General features: G+C 61.8%; 18 protein-coding genes. 1 reads left to right on the top strand and 17 read right to left on the bottom strand.

What is annotated here, in order from left to right; translation table 11 throughout:
• Nucleotides 1–4: 4 nt before the first annotated feature.
• From H7F36_RS13830 to H7F36_RS13795, 8 genes are all read right to left on the bottom strand, one after another.
• Complete coding sequence (locus tag H7F36_RS13830; protein ID WP_261802656.1) at nucleotides 5–1,165, bottom strand: ABC transporter substrate-binding protein; 1,161 nt, start codon at nucleotides 1,163–1,165, stop codon at nucleotides 5–7.
• A gap of 50 nt (nucleotides 1,166–1,215) precedes the next feature.
• On the bottom strand, nucleotides 1,216–2,409 hold the full coding sequence (locus tag H7F36_RS13825) for an ABC transporter substrate-binding protein (RefSeq protein WP_187051365.1): 1,194 nt from the start codon (nucleotides 2,407–2,409) through the stop codon (nucleotides 1,216–1,218).
• Between the two features lie 38 nt (nucleotides 2,410–2,447).
• A complete protein-coding gene (locus H7F36_RS13820) occupies nucleotides 2,448–3,155 on the bottom strand; it encodes an ABC transporter ATP-binding protein (protein WP_187051364.1) in 708 nt (235 codons plus the stop codon).
• Nucleotides 3,152–3,925, bottom strand: a complete 774-nt coding sequence (locus H7F36_RS13815; RefSeq protein WP_187051363.1) for an ABC transporter ATP-binding protein — start codon at nucleotides 3,923–3,925, stop codon at nucleotides 3,152–3,154. The genes H7F36_RS13820 and H7F36_RS13815 overlap by 4 nt, the downstream gene beginning before the upstream one ends.
• Before the next feature lie 184 nt (nucleotides 3,926–4,109).
• Nucleotides 4,110–5,672: a DHA2 family efflux MFS transporter permease subunit gene (locus H7F36_RS13810; RefSeq protein ID WP_187051362.1), complete on the bottom strand. Its 1,563-nt coding sequence runs from the start codon at nucleotides 5,670–5,672 to the stop codon at nucleotides 4,110–4,112.
• Between the two features lie 18 nt (nucleotides 5,673–5,690).
• Entirely contained in the window at nucleotides 5,691–7,076 is a 1,386-nt protein-coding gene (locus H7F36_RS13805; RefSeq protein ID WP_187051361.1) for an efflux RND transporter periplasmic adaptor subunit, read from the bottom strand.
• A gap of 55 nt (nucleotides 7,077–7,131) precedes the next feature.
• Complete coding sequence (locus H7F36_RS13800; RefSeq protein WP_261802655.1) at nucleotides 7,132–8,544, bottom strand: efflux transporter outer membrane subunit; 1,413 nt, start codon at nucleotides 8,542–8,544, stop codon at nucleotides 7,132–7,134.
• Between the two features lie 55 nt (nucleotides 8,545–8,599).
• Nucleotides 8,600–9,157 carry a MarR family winged helix-turn-helix transcriptional regulator gene (locus tag H7F36_RS13795; protein WP_187051359.1) on the bottom strand — a complete coding sequence of 186 codons (558 nt, stop codon included), beginning with the start codon at nucleotides 9,155–9,157 and terminating at the stop codon, nucleotides 8,600–8,602.
• Nucleotides 9,158–9,234: 77 nt separating this feature from the next.
• On the opposite strand from H7F36_RS13795, the gene H7F36_RS13790 reads away from it, so the two are divergent.
• Nucleotides 9,235–11,088, top strand: a complete 1,854-nt coding sequence (locus H7F36_RS13790) for an ABC transporter transmembrane domain-containing protein (RefSeq protein WP_187051358.1) — start codon at nucleotides 9,235–9,237, stop codon at nucleotides 11,086–11,088.
• Between the two features lie 80 nt (nucleotides 11,089–11,168).
• Here H7F36_RS13790 and H7F36_RS13785 read toward each other — a convergent pair whose 3' ends face one another.
• Genes H7F36_RS13785 through nuoI form a run of 9 tightly spaced genes read right to left on the bottom strand, consistent with a single transcriptional unit; the run spans nucleotide 11,169 to nucleotide 19,223 of the window.
• Entirely contained in the window at nucleotides 11,169–11,615 is a 447-nt protein-coding gene (locus H7F36_RS13785; RefSeq protein ID WP_187051357.1) for a DUF1178 family protein, read from the bottom strand.
• Nucleotides 11,616–11,623: 8 nt separating this feature from the next.
• The gene (locus H7F36_RS13780) at nucleotides 11,624–12,217 is read right to left on the bottom strand and encodes an NUDIX domain-containing protein (RefSeq protein ID WP_187051356.1); all 594 of its coding nucleotides are present in this window, start codon (nucleotides 12,215–12,217) and stop codon (nucleotides 11,624–11,626) included.
• On the bottom strand, nucleotides 12,217–12,537 hold the full coding sequence (locus tag H7F36_RS13775; RefSeq protein ID WP_187051355.1) for a DUF2818 family protein: 321 nt from the start codon (nucleotides 12,535–12,537) through the stop codon (nucleotides 12,217–12,219). Before H7F36_RS13775 ends, H7F36_RS13780 begins: the two co-directional genes overlap by 1 nt.
• A 9-nt stretch (nucleotides 12,538–12,546) precedes the next feature.
• Entirely contained in the window at nucleotides 12,547–14,037 is a 1,491-nt protein-coding gene (nuoN, locus tag H7F36_RS13770) for an NADH-quinone oxidoreductase subunit NuoN (RefSeq protein WP_187051354.1), read from the bottom strand.
• 13 nt (nucleotides 14,038–14,050) lie between these two features.
• Nucleotides 14,051–15,529 carry an NADH-quinone oxidoreductase subunit M gene (locus H7F36_RS13765; protein WP_187051353.1) on the bottom strand — a complete coding sequence of 493 codons (1,479 nt, stop codon included), beginning with the start codon at nucleotides 15,527–15,529 and terminating at the stop codon, nucleotides 14,051–14,053.
• 27 nt (nucleotides 15,530–15,556) lie between these two features.
• Nucleotides 15,557–17,644 carry an NADH-quinone oxidoreductase subunit L gene (nuoL, locus tag H7F36_RS13760; RefSeq protein WP_187051352.1) on the bottom strand — a complete coding sequence of 696 codons (2,088 nt, stop codon included), beginning with the start codon at nucleotides 17,642–17,644 and terminating at the stop codon, nucleotides 15,557–15,559.
• A gap of 11 nt (nucleotides 17,645–17,655) precedes the next feature.
• Nucleotides 17,656–17,964 carry an NADH-quinone oxidoreductase subunit NuoK gene (gene nuoK / locus H7F36_RS13755; protein ID WP_187051351.1) on the bottom strand — a complete coding sequence of 103 codons (309 nt, stop codon included), beginning with the start codon at nucleotides 17,962–17,964 and terminating at the stop codon, nucleotides 17,656–17,658.
• Nucleotides 17,961–18,644 carry an NADH-quinone oxidoreductase subunit J gene (locus tag H7F36_RS13750; RefSeq protein ID WP_187051350.1) on the bottom strand — a complete coding sequence of 228 codons (684 nt, stop codon included), beginning with the start codon at nucleotides 18,642–18,644 and terminating at the stop codon, nucleotides 17,961–17,963. Before H7F36_RS13750 ends, nuoK begins: the two co-directional genes overlap by 4 nt.
• Before the next feature lie 36 nt (nucleotides 18,645–18,680).
• Nucleotides 18,681–19,223, bottom strand: coding sequence for an NADH-quinone oxidoreductase subunit NuoI (gene nuoI / locus H7F36_RS13745; RefSeq protein ID WP_187051349.1), 543 nt, complete (start codon nucleotides 19,221–19,223; stop codon nucleotides 18,681–18,683).
• Nucleotides 19,224–19,230 lie beyond the last annotated feature (7 nt).

The following is a 19,230-nucleotide window of genomic DNA, read 5'->3' as shown; positions in this document are numbered from 1 at the left end:
GGCGTTACTTCCAGAGAGCGCACTTGCTCTCTGCCTTGGTGGTGAACACCTGGTCGCCGGGCAATTTGGAGACGACCTTGTAGTAGTCCCAAGGCTGCTTGGACTCGGCCTGCGACTTGACCTGCATCAGGTACATGTCGTGCACGAAGCGGCCATCGGGGCGCACCGTGCCCTGGGCATAGAAGTCCTTGATGGGCGTGCTCTTCAAGTGCTCCATGACCTTGTCGGAATCGGTTGATTTGAGCGCCTGCACGGCTTTCAGGTAAGTCGTCGTGGCCGAGTAGTCGGCGGCCTGAATGTCGGTCGGCATGCGCTTCATCTTCTCGAAGTAGCGATTGCCGAACTTGCGCGACTCATCGTTCAGGTTCCAGTCCCAGCTGGTGGTGAGCAACAGGCCCTCGGTGTTCTTCAGACCAAGGCTGTGGATGTCGCTGACGAAGACGAGCAGGCCCGCCATTTTCATCGTCTTGGTGATGCCGAACTCACGCGCCGCCTTGATGGCGTTGACGGTGTCGCCGCCCGCGTTCGCCAGACCGAGGATCTGCGCCTTGGAGTTTTGTGCCTGCAGCAGGAACGATGAGAAGTCCGGCACATTGAGTGGATGGCGCACCGCACCCACCACGGTGCCGCCCTTTGCCTTGACGACATTGGCCGTATCGGTTTCGAGCGCCTGTCCGAAGGCGTAGTCGGCCGTCAGAAAGAACCAGCTTTTGCCGCCCTGATCGACCACCGCGCCGCCTGTGCCCTTGGCCAGCGCTACCGTGTCATAGGCGTAGTGAACCGTATAGGGGCTGCACTGTTCGTTGGTAAGCGCCGAGGAGCCGGCACCGATCGCGATGAAGGGCCGCTTTTTCTCCAGCGCCACCTTCGCCATGGCGAGACCGGTGCCAGAGTTGGTACCCCCTATCAGCATCGACAGGCCCTGCGTGTCCATCCACTCGCGCGCCTTCGATGCGGCGATGTCGGCCTTGTTCTGGTGGTCGGCGGTAAGCAGTTCGATCGGCATGCCGTTGACCTTGCCGCCGAAATCGTCGATCGCCATCTGGATGGCAGTCACGCCGCCCTTGCCGTCGACGTCCGAATACAAGCTGGACATGTCGGTGATGAAACCGATGCGTACTTTGTCGGTGGCCTGGGCATGCGCCGCGCCGACGCCAAACGCCATGGCGGCCGACAAGACCGAGAGAGCAAATGCCTTGTTCATGGTCGACGCCATCACTTCCACGTCGCGCATTTCGTTTCGGCCTTGGTCGTGAAGACCTGCTCACCCGGCATCACCTTGATCACTTTCAGGTAGTCCCAAGGCTGCTTCGACTCCGCCTGCGACTTGGCTTGCACCAGCAACATGTCGTGGATGTACTGGCCGTCCGCGCGAATCTGGCCCTTGCCGTAGAAGTCGTCGATCTTCATGCTCTTGAGCTGCGCCATGACCTTGTCTGCATCGGTCGTCTTCGCGGCTTCGATGGCCTTCAGGTAGTTCATGGTGAACGAGTAATCGGCGGCCTGCACGTCGGTCGGCATGCGCTTGGTCTTGTCGAAGAACTTCTTCGACCAGGCGCGCGTCTTGTCGTTCAGGTCCCAGTAGAAGCTGGTCGTGTGCAGCAGGCCTTCCGTGTTCTTCAGACCCAAGCTGTGGACGTCCGAAAGGAACACCAGCAGGCCGGCGATCTTCATGGTCTTGTTGATGCCGAACTCTTTCGCGGCCTTGATCGAGTTGATGGTGTCACCGCCGGCATTCGCCAGGCCGAGGATCTGCGCCTTGGAGTTTTGTGCCTGCAGCAGGAACGACGAAAAGTCTGACGCGTTGAGCGGGTGACGAACCGCGCCCAGCACCGTTCCACCCTTGGCTTTGACGATAGCGGTGGTGTCGGCTTCCAGCGCCTGGCCGAATGCGTAGTCGGCCGTCAAAAAGAACCAGCTCTTGCCGCCCTGGTCGACCACCGCGCCACCCGTGCCCTTGGCCAGCGCCACCGTGTCGTACGCATAGTGGATGGTGTACGGGCTGCACTGCTCGTTAGTGAGCGCAGAGGTGCCGGCGCCGTTGTTGATGTAGACACGCTTCTTTTCTTGCGCCACCTTGGCCATCGCCAGCGCGGTGCCGGAGTTGGTGCCGCCGAACAGCAGCGTGATGCCTTGCGTATCGATCCACTCGCGCGCTTTCGATGCGGCGATGTCGGGCTTGTTCTGGTGGTCTGCCGACATCAGCTCGATCGGCTGGCCCAGCACCTTGCCGCCGAAATCGTCGATCGCCATCTGGATGGCCGTCACGCCGCCCTTGCCTTCGACGTCCGAGTAAAGGCTGGACATGTCGGTGATGAAGCCGATCTTGACCTTCTCTTGCGCCTGAGCGGCGGTGGCCAGAGTGAGAGCACCCATGGCGATTGCGAGTGCGGTAAGTTTCTTGTTCATGAAGATTTCTCCGAAAGAAAGATGAAATTTAAGAGCAGTCAAACGCCGAGCAGTTCGTGGAGCACCGGCATCTTGGCTTCGAGTTCGGCGGAGCCGAACTTCTCGACGATGCGTCCGTGCTCCATCACGTAGAAGCGATCGGCCAGCGGTGCGGCAAAGCGGAAGTTCTGCTCGACCATGACCACGGTGTAGCCCTTGCTACGCAGCATGTGAATCATGCGTGCGAGGGCTTGAACAATGACGGGCGCGAGCCCTTCGGATATCTCGTCGAGAAGCAGCAGCTTGGCTCCCGTGCGCAGGATGCGCGCGACCGCCAGCATCTGCTGCTCGCCACCAGAGAGGCGCGTGCCCTGGCTGTGGCGGCGCTCCGCCAGGTTGGGGAACATGTCGTAGATTTCGTCGACCGACATGCCCGGGCCAGCGCCTTTGAGTTGCGGCGGCAGCATCAAATTTTCTTCGCACGAGAGGCTGGCAAAAATGCCGCGCTCTTCCGGGCAATAGCCGATGCCGTGGTGCGCGATGCGGTAAGTCGCCATCGAAATGGTTTCGACGCCGTTGACCTGGATGCTGCCTTTGCGCGCACCCGTCAGCCCCATGATGGCGCGCAGCGTGGTGGTACGCCCCGCCCCGTTGCGGCCGAGCAGCGTGACGACTTCGCCGGGCTGCACGACCATGTCGACGCCGTGCAACACGTGCGACTCGCCGTACCAGGCTTCCAGGCCCTTGATCTCCAGTGCGGCGGTCATGAATGAGCGCCGGCGAGCTGTCCGTCGGTGGTGCCCATGTAGGCCTCCATCACCAGCGGGTTCTTCGAGACTTCAGCGTAGGGCCCCTCGGCCAGCACGGCGCCGCGCTGCAGCACGGTGATGGTGTCGGCGATGGTCGACACCACGCTCATGTTGTGCTCGACCATCAGGATGGTGCGGCCTGCGGCCACGCGTTTGATCAGTTCGGCCACGCGGTGCACGTCTTCGTGGCCCATGCCCTGCGTCGGCTCGTCGAGCAACATCAGCTCGGGCTCCATTGCCAGCGTGGTGGCGATTTCGAGGGCGCGCTTGCTGCCGTACGGCAGGTTCACCGTCTGCTCCTCAGCCAAGTCCTCCAGCCCGACCTCGGCAAGCAAAGCGCGAGCGCGATCGTCGAGCGGCTTCAGCGAATTTTCGCTTTTCCAGAAGTGGTAGGAGGTGCCGAGCGAACGCTGCAATCCGAGGCGCACGTTTTCGAGCAACGTGAGGTGCGGGAACACTGCGGAAATCTGGAACGAGCGAATGATGCCGCGGCGCGCGATCTGCGCCGGCCGCTCGCTCGTGATGTCATGGCCGTTGAAGAGGATCGTGCCGGACGTCGGCTCGAGGAATTTGGTCAGCAGGTTGAAGCAGGTCGTCTTGCCGGCGCCGTTGGGGCCGATCAGGGCGTGGATCGATCCGCGCTTGACTGCCAGATCGACCTTGCTGACCGCGGTGAAACCTTTGAATTCCTTGGTGAGCTGACGTGTTTCGAGAATGACGTCGCTCATCTCGCGCGGTCGCCCGGTTGCTGGAAGGAAATTTCGGTCATGCGGTCCATTCGAGCGCGCCACCATGGCTGCGCGGACGCATGTTATCTCGCGGTGCGGCGCTTTCTACTGGGGCAAATGCCTATGCTGCACTGCAACCCGGCGCTCTCCTACGCGGCCGGAAGCGCGTCCGGCCGCTCCGGAGTCAGTGCGCGCCCGCCGCGGCATCGGAGCCCGCACCGCCCTTGGCCGGTTTGGCGAGCCAGACCAGCGGAATCAGGAAAACGAACAACACGGCCGACGCGTAGAAAACATCGTTGGCCGCCAGCATGAAGGATTGCTGGTCGATCATCCGGTTGATCTGCGCCAGTACCTGATCGGCACTGAAGCCGTTGCTTTGCAATCCGGAGATCATGCCGGTCGCTGCAGAGTTGCCCTGGTTGATCGACTCGGCCAGTTGCGCGTGGTGCGTCGTCGCGCGGTTGTCCCACACGGTCGTGACGATCGACGTGCCCATGGCGCCTGCGGTGATCCGTAAAAAATTCGACAGGCCCGAAGCTGCAGGAATCCGATCGGGCGTCAGGCCCGACAGGGTGATCGTCACCAGCGGAATAAAGAAGAACGCCATCGCCACGCCCTGGATGATCGTCGGCACCATGATGGTCGCAATGTCGGCCGACGTGTTGAAGCGCGAACGCATCCACAGCACGAGCGCGAACACCAGGAACGAGAAGGTGACGTAGCGCCGCGGATCGACTTTGGCCACCGTGAGCCCGACCAGCGGAGACAGCACGATGGCCAGCGCGCCAACGGGCGCCAGCACCATGCCAGCCTGCGTCGCGGTGTAGCCCATGTACTGCTGGAGCCACAAAGGCAGCAACACCACGTTGCCGAAGAACAGGCCGTAGCCCACAGCCGTCGCCAGTGCGCCCGACCAGAAGTTGCGACGTTTGAAGAGCATCAGGTCGACCACCGGATGCTTTTCGGTCAGCTCCCAAACAATGAAGAAGGCAAAGCCCACCACCGCGACGACAGCCATCACAACCACTTCGGGTGAATGAAACCAGTCGAGCTCCTTGCCCTTGTCGAGCATGAGCTGCATCGCGCCGACCCACAGCACGAGCAGGGTCAGTCCGACCGAATCGATCGGCGCCTTGACCGTGGCGGAGTCACGTTTGCGGTACAGCGCCCAGGTGATCGAAGCTGCAACGATGCCCACCGGAATGTTGATATAGAAGATCCACGGCCACGAGATGTTGTCGGTGATGTAGCCGCCGAGCAGTGGCCCCATCACCGGCGCGACCAGTGTGGTCATCGCCCACATCGCCATCGCCAAACCGGCGAGCGCGCGTGGATAGCTCGCCAGCAGCAAGGTTTGGGACAACGGAATCATCGGACCGGCACAAAAGCCCTGGAGTGCGCGAAACAGGATCAGCGTCGTCATGTTCGGCGCGATGCCGCACAGGAACGACGCCACCATGAACAGGATCACACTGGCCATGAAGAGCTTCACCTGGCCGAAGCGTTGCGACAGCCAGCCGGTGAGAGGCACCGCGATGGCGTTGGCCACCGCGAAGCTGGTGATGACCCAGGTGCCCTGCGTCGAACTGACGCCGAGGTCGCCGGAGATGGCGGGGAGCGACACGTTCGCGATCGACGAATCGAGCACGTTCATGAAAGTCGCGGCCGAGAGCGCTATCGTGCCCCAGACGCGCGCAGCGCCTTCGAGCGGCGCGTGGACGATGTGAGCGGCGGGTGCGGTGGCCATCGCGTGCGTATGCGGCTACTAGCTGTGGTTGCCCGACATGGCAACTGCAGCGGGCCGCACGGCGCTGGCCTGCGGCGGCACGGCCGACGACGAAGCGCCGGGTGCCATCACTTTGGCAGCGGGCGCAGCCGAGCCTTTGGCGCCGCTCGCCGTTGCGGCCACTGCACCGCCGAGGTTGGCCGCGATGATGCTTTGCACGACGGCGTTGGAGCCGTTGTCTTCCGAGTTGTAGACCTGAGTTTGCGACAGCGCGGAGGCACGTGGCGCGTCGGCCAGCATCTTGCCGTCCTTGATGCTGACGTCGATCTCTGCAACCATCGACAAACCGACACGCAGCGGGCTCGACTTGAGTTGCTCGGGGTCGAGCGTGATACGCACCGGCACACGCTGCACCACCTTGATCCAGTTGCCGGTCGCGTTTTGCGCAGGCAGCAGTGCAAAGGCCGCACCGGTGCCGACGCCGAGGCCAGCGACCTTGCCGTTGTATTCGATCTTTTTGCCGTACAGGTCGGCGGTGAGTTTCACGGGCTGACCGAGACGGATGTTGCGCAATTGGACTTCCTTGAAATTGGCATCGACCCACACCTGGTTGAGCGGCACGATCGACATCATCGGCGTGCCGGCAGCGACACGCTGACCTAACTGCACCGTGCGCTTGGCAACGTAGCCGTCGACCGGTGCGGGCATCGCGACGCGCTGCGTGGCGAGGTAGGCCTCGCGGACCTTGGCCGCGGCGGCGAGCACGCTCGGGTGTTCGGCCACGCTGGTCCCATCGGTCAACGATTGGTTGCTCAACAGCTGTTCACGTGCGGTCACGACGCCGGCCTGGGCTGCAGCCAGCGCGCTCTTGGCGTTGGCAAGAGCGGTTTCGGAATGGTTCAGTTCTTCTTTCGACACCGCCCCGTTGCCCGAGAGCGCTTGTCGGCGTTGCAGGTCGTCTTGCGCACGCGCGATGTCGCTCTGCGCCCGGACGATGTCCGACTGGCGCAACGTGACTTGCGCAGCCAGCGACCCGTTGTTGGCATAGAGCGTACGTACCTGGCGCACGGCCTGCGCGAGCGCGGCTTCGGACTGGTCGAGCGCGACCTTGGCGTCCGCCGGATCGAGCTTCACCAGCGGCTGGCCGGCTTTCACGAAGTCGGTGTCGTCGGCCATGATGGACATGACGGTGCCGCTGATCTGCGGTGTGATCTGGATGACGTTGCCCTGCACGTAAGCGTTGTCGGTGTCTTCGTAGTGGCTTGCGACCAGCCATTCGTAGACGCCCCAACCGCCGCCCACGACGATGACCACCGCTGCCAAAGCGGTCAGTGCGCGACGGCGCTTGCCGTTGCTGGCCGCAGGCGCTTCGGATGAGACTGAGGCTGCAGGAGCGGCCGTTGGCGGAGTGTTGTTGTCGTTCATGGTGATGCGTCTTCTTGATCGATAAATTCAGCGAAGTATTGGGGTCGACAGTTCGTCAGTTGGTCGCTGCCGCGGCAGTGTTCACCGGCGGCTGGTAGCCGCCGCCGAGTGCACGTGCCAACGACACCTGCGTGTCGAGTGCGCGCGCCGCCAGGTCGACCGCGAGCCGGCGCTGCGCCAGCACAGTCGTTTCGGCCGTCAGCACCTGCAGGTAGTTGCCAAGGCCGGCGCGGTAACGCTGCACCGCGATGTCATAGGCGCCTTCGGCAGCGACTTCGGCATTGCGTTGTTCTGTTTGCTGCCGCGTGATCGACTGCGCGCTGGCGACCTGGTCGGCCACGTCGCGTACCGCGTCGATCACGGTGGCGTTGTAGGTTTCGATCGCGGCGTCGAGGTCCGATGCCTTGCCGCGCAGGTTGGCGCGCAGACGGCCACCTTCGAAGATAGGCAAGCGGATGGCGGGGCCCACGCCCCACTGCTGGCTGCCACTCTTCACGAGGTTGCTGAAGCCGATCGACTGGAAGCCCGCAAACGCGGTCAGATTGATGTTCGGATAGAACTGCGTGCGCGCGTTGGCCACGTCGCTCGTGGCCGCTTCGACGCGCCATCGCGCTGCCGCGATGTCGGCGCGGCGGCCCAGCAGGTCGACCGGAATGTTCGACCGCAGCGCAATCGCCTTGACCGAGTCCAGCGCAGGTGGCACCAGGCTTTGCGTGACATTCGGCTTGGCGATGAGCGCATCGAGCGCGTGCTGTGCAAGGGCGATCTGCTCGTTGAGCGATTCGATCTGCTGGCGCGCTTCTGGCAGTCCGCCTTCGCTCTGGCGCAGCTCGAGGCGCGTATCGAGGCCGGCGGACACCCGGTCGCGCACCAGCTTCAAGGTTTCGTCGCGCTGCGCCAAGGTGCGTTGTGCAACCGCGAGCTGGCCGGTCAGGCGTGCCCACTGAAAGTATCCACGCGCCACATTGGCCGCGAGCATGACGCGCGACGCTTGCTCATCGGCAGCTGCAGCATTGGCCGAACCGATGGAGGCGTCGAGCGCCGTGCGGTTCTTGCCGAAGAAGTCGAGTTCCCAACTGCCGTTGACCTGCAGTGTTCCGAGCTCCCGAATGGATCCGCCCAGTGGCGACGGATAGATGTAGTTCCCGCTGAACTTGGTTCGGTTGGCATCGAATTGGCCGTTGAGTTGCGGCTTGTCGGCGGCGCTGATGACATCGACCGAAGCCTGCGCACGAGCCAGCCGGGCGCGGGCCACTTGCAGGTTCGGATTGCCCTCGACCGCCTGATCGATCAGCGTATTCAGTTGCGCGTCGCCGAAAGCGGTCCACCAGCGCGGATCGACACCTTCCGAGGGGTTGAGGGTTGCAGTGCCGCTTGAAGGTGCCGCAGCAGCAAAACCGAGCGAATCGGCATCGCGCAGCTTGGCGTGCGAGCCGATGCCGGCCATGTCGGCGCAACCGGCCAGCATCAGTGCAGACGCGAGCGCCAGCGCACCCAATGCGAAGGTGCCGGGAGCGGAAGACTCAAGAGGACGACGAAGTGTTTTCATTTTTTTCTCCACGAGCCGACAGGGCTTGTGCGTTGTCGAGGATGCGGCGCAGGTAACCTTTGAGCTGTTCCCACTCTTCATGGCTGAAACCGGCGAGATGTTCGTTTTGCACACGACTCAACACGTGCGGTACTTGTTCAGCGGCAGAGCGGCCTTCATCGGTCAGCTCGATGTTGACGACGCGGCGATCGGTCAGTGAACGCACGCGCTTGCAAAGTCCTTTGCTCTCAAGACGGTCGAGCAGGCGTGTCATGGCGCCGGTATCGAGCTCGCATTCGCGCGCCAATTCGGCCACTGTGGTTGCCTTGCCCATCTGCAATTTGTGAAGCGGAATCCACTGCGGATAAGTCGGATTGCCGGGGCCGCACATCTTGGATTCCACCGACTGGCCCACCGCGGTCATGATCCGCCGCATCAGATAACCCACGCTCTCTTCAGCACGATAAGTCTCCGCCTTATAGAAAGCAGGCACCGATTCGAATGGGGTTTCCCCTAGCGAAGACGCTGTTTCTTGGCTTTTTGACTCGTTCATGGTGAATAAATATTAGCTGCCGCGGCAATTACTGTCAAGGCGACCTTTGTAACGACAGCATTCGTTAGAATCATCCGATGCCTGTTCCTGCTGTGCCGCCTGCGCCTTCCACCGCACCCCCTGCTGCGTCTTCCCCTGTGTCGTCTACTGTCCCTTCCGGTACCTCCGCTGGCGCCAAAGGCGAGCCCAAGTCACTGTCCGGCTTGCGGCCCTTCCTCCGGCCCTACATGGTCCAGATCGGCATGGCAGCGCTGTTTCTGGTGCTGGCCGCTGTGACGACGCTGGTATTTCCGTTGGCGTTACGCAGCTTGATCGATGGCGGGCTCGTCTCGACCGACAAAGGCGCGCAGACGATGGCCCTGCGAGACCATTTTCTGGAACTGTTTGGCGTCGCCGTGGCGCTGGGCCTCTTCTCGGCGTTGCGCTTCTATACGGTGAGTTGGCTCGGCGAGCGCGTCACGGCCGACTTGCGCAACGCGGTGTATGCGCACGTGTTGCGCCAGAGCCCCGTGTTCTTCGAATCGACCCAGACCGGCGAGGTGCTGTCACGCCTTACCGCCGACACGACGCTGGTGCAAACGGTGGTCGGCTCGTCGCTCAGCATGGGCCTGCGCAATGCGGTGATGGGGATCGGCGCGCTGGCGATGCTGGTGTGGACGAATCCGTACGTGATGACGCAAGTGCTGCTCATCCTCGTGCTGGTGGTGCTCCCGAGCATGTGGTTCGGTCGGCGGGTGCGGAAGTTGTCGCGGGCCAGCCAGGACCGTGTCGCCGATTCGAGCGCCATTGCTGCGGAGGTGCTCAACGCCATTCCCGTGGTGCAGAGCTACACCGCAGAGAAGCGGGAGGCCGAGCGCTTCGACGCATCGACCAACGCCGCCTTCAACACCGCCATACGTCGAACCAAAGCGCGATCGGTGCTCGTGGCCTTCATCATCATCGCCACATCGGCGGCGCTGCTCTGGGGCCTTTACCAAGGCACGCAAGCCGTGCTGCACGGCGAGATCACCGCCGGCCACCTGGGCCAGACGGTCGTGTACGTGATCATTCTGGCCAGCGCCGCCGCGGTGCTCGGCGAGGTCTACGGTGATTTGCTGCGTGCCGCCGGCGCTACCGAGCGTTTGATGGAATTGCTCCACGCGGTGCCCGCCATCGTGTCGCCCGTGCGGCCGGTCGCTGCGCCGGTGCCGCCCTCCGGCAGCGCGGTGAGCTTCGATGCGGTGACCTTTCACTACCCTTCGCGCCCCGGCACCCCGGCGCTGCGCGATTTCAGCCTCTCCGTCGCGCCGGGCGAAACCGTGGCGCTGGTCGGCTCCAGTGGTGCCGGCAAGAGCACGGTGTTCCAGTTGCTGCTGCGCTACTACGACCCGCAGTCGGGTCAGCTGTTGCTGGACGGCGTACCGCTGGCTGATTTGTCACTCGATCATTTGCGGCATCGCATCGGTTTGGTGCCCCAGGATGCGGTGATCTTTTCGACCAGCGCATTCGAGAACATCCGCTACGGTCGGCCCGAAGCCAGCGCGGATGAGGTTCATGCCGCCGCACGCGCCGCCTTTGCGCACGACTTTTTAACCGCGCTGCCTGAGGGCTACGAAACCTTTCTCGGCGAGCGCGGCGTGCGGCTGTCAGGCGGCCAGCGGCAACGCATCGCCATCGCGCGCGCCATGCTGAAGAACCCTCCTCTGTTGCTGCTGGACGAAGCGACCAGCGCGCTGGATGCCGAAAGCGAACGCATGGTGCAGGCAGCTCTTGAAACCGCGATGGCGGGCCGCACGACGATCGTGATCGCGCACCGATTGGCGACCGTGCAAAAGGCAGATCGCATCATCGTGCTCGACCATGGCGCCATTGTCGAACAGGGCACGCATGCGGCGCTGGTGGCGCAAGGCGGCATCTACGCGAGACTCGCAGCGTTGCAGTTCACAGCCTGAGGCCGGGCCTGCGGCTCTGTTCGGGTGCAGCGCAACAAGTGCGCTGATCGACGGGCACAGGTGCCGACGATGGCAGTCGATTACTGCAGCGTCTCTTTGAGCGCCGGCGGCAACGGCATTGGCATGACCGCAATGCCTTCGTCGAGCAACGCTTCGGTTTGTTCGCGCGTCGCCTGACCGCGAATGCTGCGCTCTTCGGCTTCGCCATAGTGCATCTTGCGTGCCTCGTCGGCAAACCGATCGCCAACGTTTTCAGTGTTGGCCATGACCTCGCGGACAGCACGCATCCAGCGCGCCTCCGGTGTGGTCGGTGCCGAGACTTCGCGCGATGAAGACGGCTCGGATTCAGGCGCTCTGGAGTTGCCGAGATTCAGACGAGGCGCCGTCAAAAGCTTGACGATGCCAGTGTCGCCGCACATCGGGCACTCCACCAGACCACCAGCAAGTTGCATGTCGAAGGCTTCGTTCGACGCGAACCACCCCTCGAAGCCGTGGCCCTGTGCGCATTGGAGGTTGAGGACCTTCATGCACCTGATTATCGGTTGGCGGCTGCGTGGGAGGCCATCTGCCAATCGAGCGTCCAGGCACCGGAAAGGACATTTTGCAGCCACAGCCCACAAGTCAACGTCTTGGCATCGGTCAGGGTGCCGTCACGGCACCATGAGAACAGCTCGGCGGGAGTGGCGGTGAACACATCGAGAAACTCGCCGTGGTCCAGCTGACGCTCCCCCAAAGACAAGCCCCGCGCAAAGTAGATGTGAATGATTTCGGTTGAATAGGCCACGGCAAGGTGCATCGCACCCGCATGGGCCCACTCGATGGCCGTGTAGCCGGTTTCTTCCAGCAGTTCTCGCTGTCCGCATACCAGCGGCGCTTCACCGGCATCGAGCTTGCCGGCAGGAAACTCGATCATCACCTGCCCGATCGGATAGCGGTATTGCCGCTCGAGCACGATGCGGCCGTCGTCGAGCATCGGGATCACCACTACGGCGCCGGGATGAATGACGTACTCACGCGTGGCACTTGCACCGTCAGGCAACCGCACGGTGTCGCGGCGCGCATGCAGGAAATTGCCGTCGAGCAGCACTTCACTGCCGATGGCTTCTTCTTTAAGGTGCGCGTCGGTCATCAGCCAGCCCGGTGTTTGCGGTGTTTGAGCAAGTAGCGCCAGGTGAATCCCGGGAAAGCCAGCACGATAAAGAGCGCGCCGGTCACCGCGTAGAACTCCCAGCCTTGCGGCGAGATCTGGCCGAGTCGGCGCTCGAAGAGCAAACCGACACCGCCCACCAAGAAATACAGCAGCACCAGTTCACCGAATCGTGCGGCGAGCGGTTTGCTGGCGCGCTTCCAGAGCGGCACCAGTGCCAGCAGGCGCTCGTTGGCGAACGGCAGGTTGGCCGCAATCAGCGCCACGATGAGCACCAGCCAGACCGAAGCGCTCTGCGACACGCGGCGCGCTCAGCTCGTCAGTGTGGCGATGATCGCCTTGGCACACAGCGTCATCAAGCCGCCCGGCACGATGCCGAGGATCAGGATCAACGCGCCGTTGAGCGTCAGCACGAAGCGCACGTCGATGCTGGCGGAGACTGTGCTGGCAGTGACCGGCTTGTCGAAGTACATCACCTTGACGATGCGCAGGTAATAGAAAGCGCCGACGAGCGACATGATCACCGCAAAGACCGCGAGGCCGATGTAGATGGCCTGCCCCGAGGCGATGAGGGCCTGCAGTACCGCCAGCTTGGCGTAGAAGCCGACCAGCGGCGGCAAGCCGGCAAGCGAGAACATCGCGACCGCCATGACGCCGGCATACAGCGGGCTGCGTTGGTTGAGGCCCGCCAGATCGACGATCTCTTCGCTCTCGAAACCTTCGCGCGCGAGCAGCAGGATGATGCCGAAGCTCGCCAGCGTCGTAAGCACGTAGGTCACGATGTAGAACATCGACGCGCTGTAGGCAAACTGTGCGTTGTATGTATTGCCGTTGACCACGCCTGCGACCAGGCCCAGCAGCATGAAGCCCATCTGCGAGATGGTCGAGTACGCCAGCATCCGCTTCAGGTTGGTCTGCGCGATGGCCGCCAGATTGCCGACCAGCAGGGACGCGATGGCCAACAAGGCGAGCATTTGTTGCCAGTCGATCGCGAGTGGCAACAAGCCTTCGACGAGCAAGCGAATGATGATGGCGAAAGCCGCCAGTTCAGGCGCTGCACCGATCAGCAAAGTGACGGCGGTCGGCGCACCCTGGTACACGTCGGGTACCCACATATGGAACGGTGCGGCACCGACCTTGAAGCCGAGACCGGCCACGATGAAGACCAGACCGAACACCAGCACCTGGTGATTGACCTTGTGCGTCGATATCGCCTTGAAGACTTCGTTGATGTCGAGTGAGCCGGTCGCGCCGTACATCATCGACAAGCCATAAAGCAAGAAGCCGCTCGCCATCGCGCCGAGCACGAAGTACTTCATGGCGGCTTCGCTGGCGACCGCGTTGTCGCGTCGCAGCGCGACCAGCGCATAGCTCGACAACGTCAGCAATTCGAGCCCAAGGTAGATGACCAAGAAGTTGCTTCCCGACATCATGACGAAGATGCCGAGCAGCGCGAACATGCTGATCGTGAACATCTCGCCACCGCGGAGCATGTCGCGATCCGCCGCATAAGGCCGGCCATAGATCAGCGTCACCATCAAGGCGATCGTCGCAAAGCACTTGAGCCAGTTGCCCATCGGGTCGCTCACGACCATGCCGCCGAAGCCGTAGATCGTCTTGCCGTCAGCCGCGTTCAGGCCAGTCAGCACTGCGACCACCGCCAGCGTGGCAAGCGTCAGTACATAGGTGCGCGTGCGTCGTGCGCCGGGCTCGCCAGACAGGTCGACGAGCGCAATGATGCAGGCCATGACCAGGAGGACGACCTCTGGGTAAATCGTGATCCAGCTGAGTTTGTCAATCATCTCGTTCTCTTCTTCAGCGGGGGATCTTGGACACGGCGACGTGCTTAAGCAAACCGTCGACCGACGCGTTCATCGCGTCGGTGAACGGCTTGGGATACAGGCCCATCCACAGCACGGCGATGGCGAGCAGCGACAGCATCACGAACTCGCGTGCATTGATGTCCTTCAGCTCCTTGACGTGGTGGTTGCCGACCGGGCCGAGATAAACGCGCTTGTACATCCAAAGTGTGTAGGCAGCACCGAAGATCAACGCCGTTGCGGCACCGAAGCCGATCCAGAAGTTGTATTTGACGGCGCCCAGAATGACCATCCATTCGCCGACGAAACCGGCCGTGCCCGGCAGGCCGCAATTGGCCATGGCGAACAACAGCGCGAAGGCGGCGAATTTGGGCATGGTGTTGACGACGCCACCGTAGTCGGCGATCTGGCGCGAATGCACCCGGTCGTACAACACGCCGATGCCGAGGAACATGGCGCCTGAAACAAAGCCGTGCGCGATCATCTGAACGATCCCGCCCGACACGCCGAGTTCGCTGAAGATAAAGAAGCCCAGCGTGACGAAGCCCATGTGCGCCACCGACGAATACGCCACCAGCTTCTTCATGTCCTGCTGCACAAGAGCGACCAGGCCGACATAGATCACTGCGATCAGAGACAGCGTGATCATCAACCACGCCCACTCGTGCGAGGCGTCCGGAGCGATCGGCATCGAGAAACGCAGGAAGCCGTAGGCGCCGAGCTTCAGCATGATGGCCGCCAGCACGGCAGAGCCGCCGGTGGGCGCCTCGACGTGCACGTCGGGCAACCACGTGTGGACCGGCCACGTCGGCACCTTGACAGCGAATGCAGCGAAGAAGGCGAAGAACAGGAAGGTCTGTACGCTGCCCGTCAGCGGCAGCTGGTGCCACGTCAGGATGTCGAAACTGCCGCCGGATTTGTTGTACAGAAAAATCAGCGCGACGAGCATCAGCAGCGAGCCGAGCAGCGTGTACAGAAAGAACTTGAAGGCCGCGTAGATCTTGTTCGGCCCGCCCCAGATTCCGATGATGAGGTACATCGGAATCAGCGTGGCTTCGAAGAAGACGTAGAAAAGCAGCCCGTCCAGCGCGGAGAACACGCCGATCATGAAGCCCGACAAGATCAGGAACGCACCCATGTACTGGTTGACGCGCTCGGTGATCACCTCCCAAGCAGAGATCACCACGACGACGGTGATGAACGACGTCAGCAGCACCAGCCACATCGAGATGCCATCGATGCCCAGGTGGTAATTGACGTGGAAGCGATCGATCCAGCCCTCTTTTTCGACGAACTGCATCGCGGCGCTGCCGTTCTGGAAGCGCGTGAAAAGCGGAATCGTAACGATGAAGCTCAGGATGGAGCCAATCAAAGCGATCCAGCGCACAGCCGTCGCATGCTCGTCACGGCCAAAAGCCAGCAACACGGCGCCGAATGCAATCGGCACCCAGATGGCAAGGCTCAACAAACCCATTTTTATTTTTCTCCAGCGCTCGGCAATTTAGCGGTTGAACCAGACGAAGTACGTCATCAAAACGAAGATGCCCAACAGCATCGCGAAAGCGTAGTGGTAGATGTAGCCGGACTGCAGCCAGCGCACCGCACCGGAAATGCGACCGACCAGCTTCCATGAGCCATTGACGAGGGCGCCATCGATGATGGCTTGGTCGCCGCCCTTCCACAGACCGGTGCCGAGTGCCCGCGCACCGCGCGCGACGATGTTCTCGTTGATCCAGTCGAGGTAATACTTGTTCTCGAGCAGACGGTAGACCGGACCGCACGTGCGCTTGATCGCCGCCGGCAAGGCCGGATTGATCATGTACATGTACCAGGACAACACGACGCCCGCCAGCGCGAGCCAGAACGGCAGCGCGGTGAAACCGTGCAGGGCCATGCCGACGGCTGAACCGGCGTGCTCGAAGCCTTGAGCCAATTCCTCCATAGCCGGATGTTTTTCCGCATCGATCAGGATCGCGTCCTTGAAGAAGCCGCCGTACAACATTGGCTTGATCGTGAGGAAGCCGATCACCACGGATGGAATGGCCAGCAACACGAGCGGCAGCCAGACCACCCAGGGTGACTCGTGAGGCTTGGCGTGCGGGTCATGGCCGTGGGCGTCGTGCGACACGTTGGGCTCGTCGTGGCTTGCGTGTTCGTCGTGCGCGTCATGCGTCGCGTGTGCATCGTGATGCGTGTCCGGATTCTGGTCGTAGCGCTCTTTGCCATGAAACACCAGGAAGTAGAGCCGGAACGAATAGAACGCGGTGATGAATACACCGGCCAGCACGGCAAAGTAGGCAAAGCCGGAACCCCACAAATGGCTCTCGTGCACCACTTCGATGATGCTGTCCTTGGAGTAGAAGCCGGCGAAAAACGGCGTGCCGATCAGCGCCAACGAGCCGAGCAGGAAGGTGATCCAGGTGATCGGCATGTACTTGCGCACGCCGCCCATCCAGCGGATGTCCTGGTTGTGGTGCATGCCGATGATGACCGAGCCGGCGCCGAGAAACAGCAGTGCCTTGAAGAAGGCGTGCGTCATCAGGTGAAACACCGCGACCGAATAGGCCGAGGCGCCGAGCGCGACCGTCATGTAGCCGAGTTGCGAAAGCGTGGAATACGCGATGACGCGCTTGATGTCGTTCTGGATGATTCCGAGGAAGCCCATGAACAGCGCGGTGATAGCACCGATCACCATGATGAAACTCAACGCGGTGTCGCTCAACTCGAACAACGGCGACATGCGCGCCACCATGAAGATGCCGGCTGTCACCATGGTCGCTGCGTGGATCAATGCCGAGATCGGGGTCGGGCCTTCCATCGAATCGGGCAGCCAGACGTGCAGCGGAAACTGCGCACTCTTGCCCATCGCGCCGATGAACAGGCAGATGCAGATCACGGTGATCAGCATCCAGTCGGTACCGGGAAAGGTGAGCGTAGCCAAGCTGTCGGCCTTGAGGAAGGCTTCACCGTAGTTCAGCGTGCCAGCGTATGCCGCGACCAGTCCAATGCCCAGGATGAAACCGAAGTCGCCCACTCGGTTGACCAGAAACGCCTTCATGTTCGCGAAGATGGCTGTCGGCTTGTTGAACCAGAAGCCGATCAACAGATACGACACCAGGCCCACCGCCTCCCAGCCGAAAAACAACTGCAGCATGTTGTTGCTCATGACGAGCATCAGCATCGAGAAGGTGAAAAGCGAGATGTACGAGAAGAAGCGGTTGTAGCCTTCGTCTTCCTCCATGTAGCCGATGGTGTAGATGTGCACCATGAGCGAGACGAAGGTGACAACGCACATCATCATCGCGGTCAGGCCGTCGACCAGAAAGCCGACTTCCATCTTCAGGCCGCCAACCACCATCCATTCGTACAACGTCGCGTTGAAACGAGCGCCGTCGACGACGACGCTTTTGAGCGTCAGGGCCGAAATGACGAAAGCCACCAGGACGCCGAGGATGGTCAGCCAATGCGTGACTTTGCGGCCGATGTGATTTCCGCCGAACTTCGTGCCGAACAGACCGGCGATGACGGAGCCGACCAGCGGCGCCAGGGGCACGGCCAGCAGGGTGGATGCAGAAAGCGTTGCGCTCATGGTTGAAACTCTTAGCCCTTGAGCGAGTTGAGCTCGTCGACGTTGATGCTCGACTTGTTGCGAAACAGCAGCACCAGCAGCGCCAGGCCGATGGCCGACTCTGCCGCCGCCACCGTCAGAATGAAGAACACGAAAATCTGACCATGCATGTCGCCGAGGTAGTACGAGAACGCGACGAAGTTGGTGTTGACCGCAAGAAGCATCAGCTCGATGCACATCAAGAGCACGATCAGATTCTTACGGTTCAGAAAGATACCGATGACCGACAACGCGAAGAGCATCGCACCCAGCGATAGAAAGTGTCCGAGCGAAAGTGTCATGCCTTGGTGCCCCCTGTCGCAGATGTCGTGGGTGCTGCGGCTGCGACAGATGCAGCAGGTGTGACCGGCACGACCGGTTGCGCCGGCCGAGTGACGCCCATTTGCACGACGCGTACGCGGTCGCGCGCCTTGACGCGGACCTGATCCGACGGGTTCATGTGCTTGCTGTCCTTGCGTGTGCGCAACGTCAGCGCGATAGCGGCAATGATGGCGACCAGCAAGATGACGGCCGCGATTTCAAGGGGATAGAGATACTGGCTGTACAGCAACTTGCCGAGTTCCAGCGTGTTCGAACTGCCGGCAGCCGAAGCCATAGCATGCGGCGACTCGTTGAGGCGGAAACCGCCCATCAACACGCCGGCCATCTCGAGCGCGATGATCGCGCCGACCGCCGCCGCCAGCGGGAAGTGCTTCCAAAAGCCCTCACGCAAGCTGTCGACATTGATGTCGAGCATCATCACAACAAACAGGAACAAAACCATCACCGCGCCGACATAGACCAACACCAGCGCGATGGCCAGAAACTCCGCGCGCAACAACAGCCAGATCGCAGACGCCTGAAAAAATGCAAGCACCAAATACAGCGCCGCATACACGGGATTGCGCGATGTGATGACGCGGAAGGATGCAAACAGCAGCACCGCGGCAAATAGATAAAACAGACCGGTCTTGACGTCCATGGAGCGAGTTGGTTGCGAGTTTTGGACCAATCCGCCTCAGCGGTATTTGGCGTCGGCAGCCTTGTTGGCCGCGATCTCTTTTTCGTAGCGATCGCCCACGGCAAGCAACATGTCTTTGGTGAAGTACAGGTCGCCGCGTTTCTCACCGTGGTATTCGAAGATGTGCGTTTCGACAATCGAATCGACCGGGCAACTCTCTTCGCAGAAGCCGCAGAAGATGCACTTGGTCAGGTCGATGTCGTAGCGAGTGGTGCGGCGCGAGCCGTCGTCACGCACATCGGTTTCGATAGTGATCGCCAGCGCGGGGCAGACGGCCTCGCAAAGCTTGCAGCCGATGCATCGCTCTTCCCCGTTCTCATAGCGACGAAGTGCATGCAGCCCACGAAAGCGCGGCGACTGCGGCGTCTTTTCTTCTGGGAACTGGACCGTGATCTTGCGGGCGAAAGCATATTTTCCGGTGATCGCCAAGCCCTTGAACAACTCGAACAGCATGAAGCTGCCGAGAAAGTCTTTCAAGGAGAAAGGCGCGGACGGGATCGTAGAAGAGCGCGCAATCGCGCTGGCGGTGGGCGCAGTCATGGCAGTT

Origin of the sequence: Variovorax sp. PAMC28562, assembly GCF_014303735.1 — a bacterium.
In the GTDB taxonomy this organism is placed as follows: Bacteria; Pseudomonadota; Gammaproteobacteria; order Burkholderiales; family Burkholderiaceae_C; genus Variovorax.
This window is presented reverse-complemented; position numbering and strand designations above follow the sequence as displayed.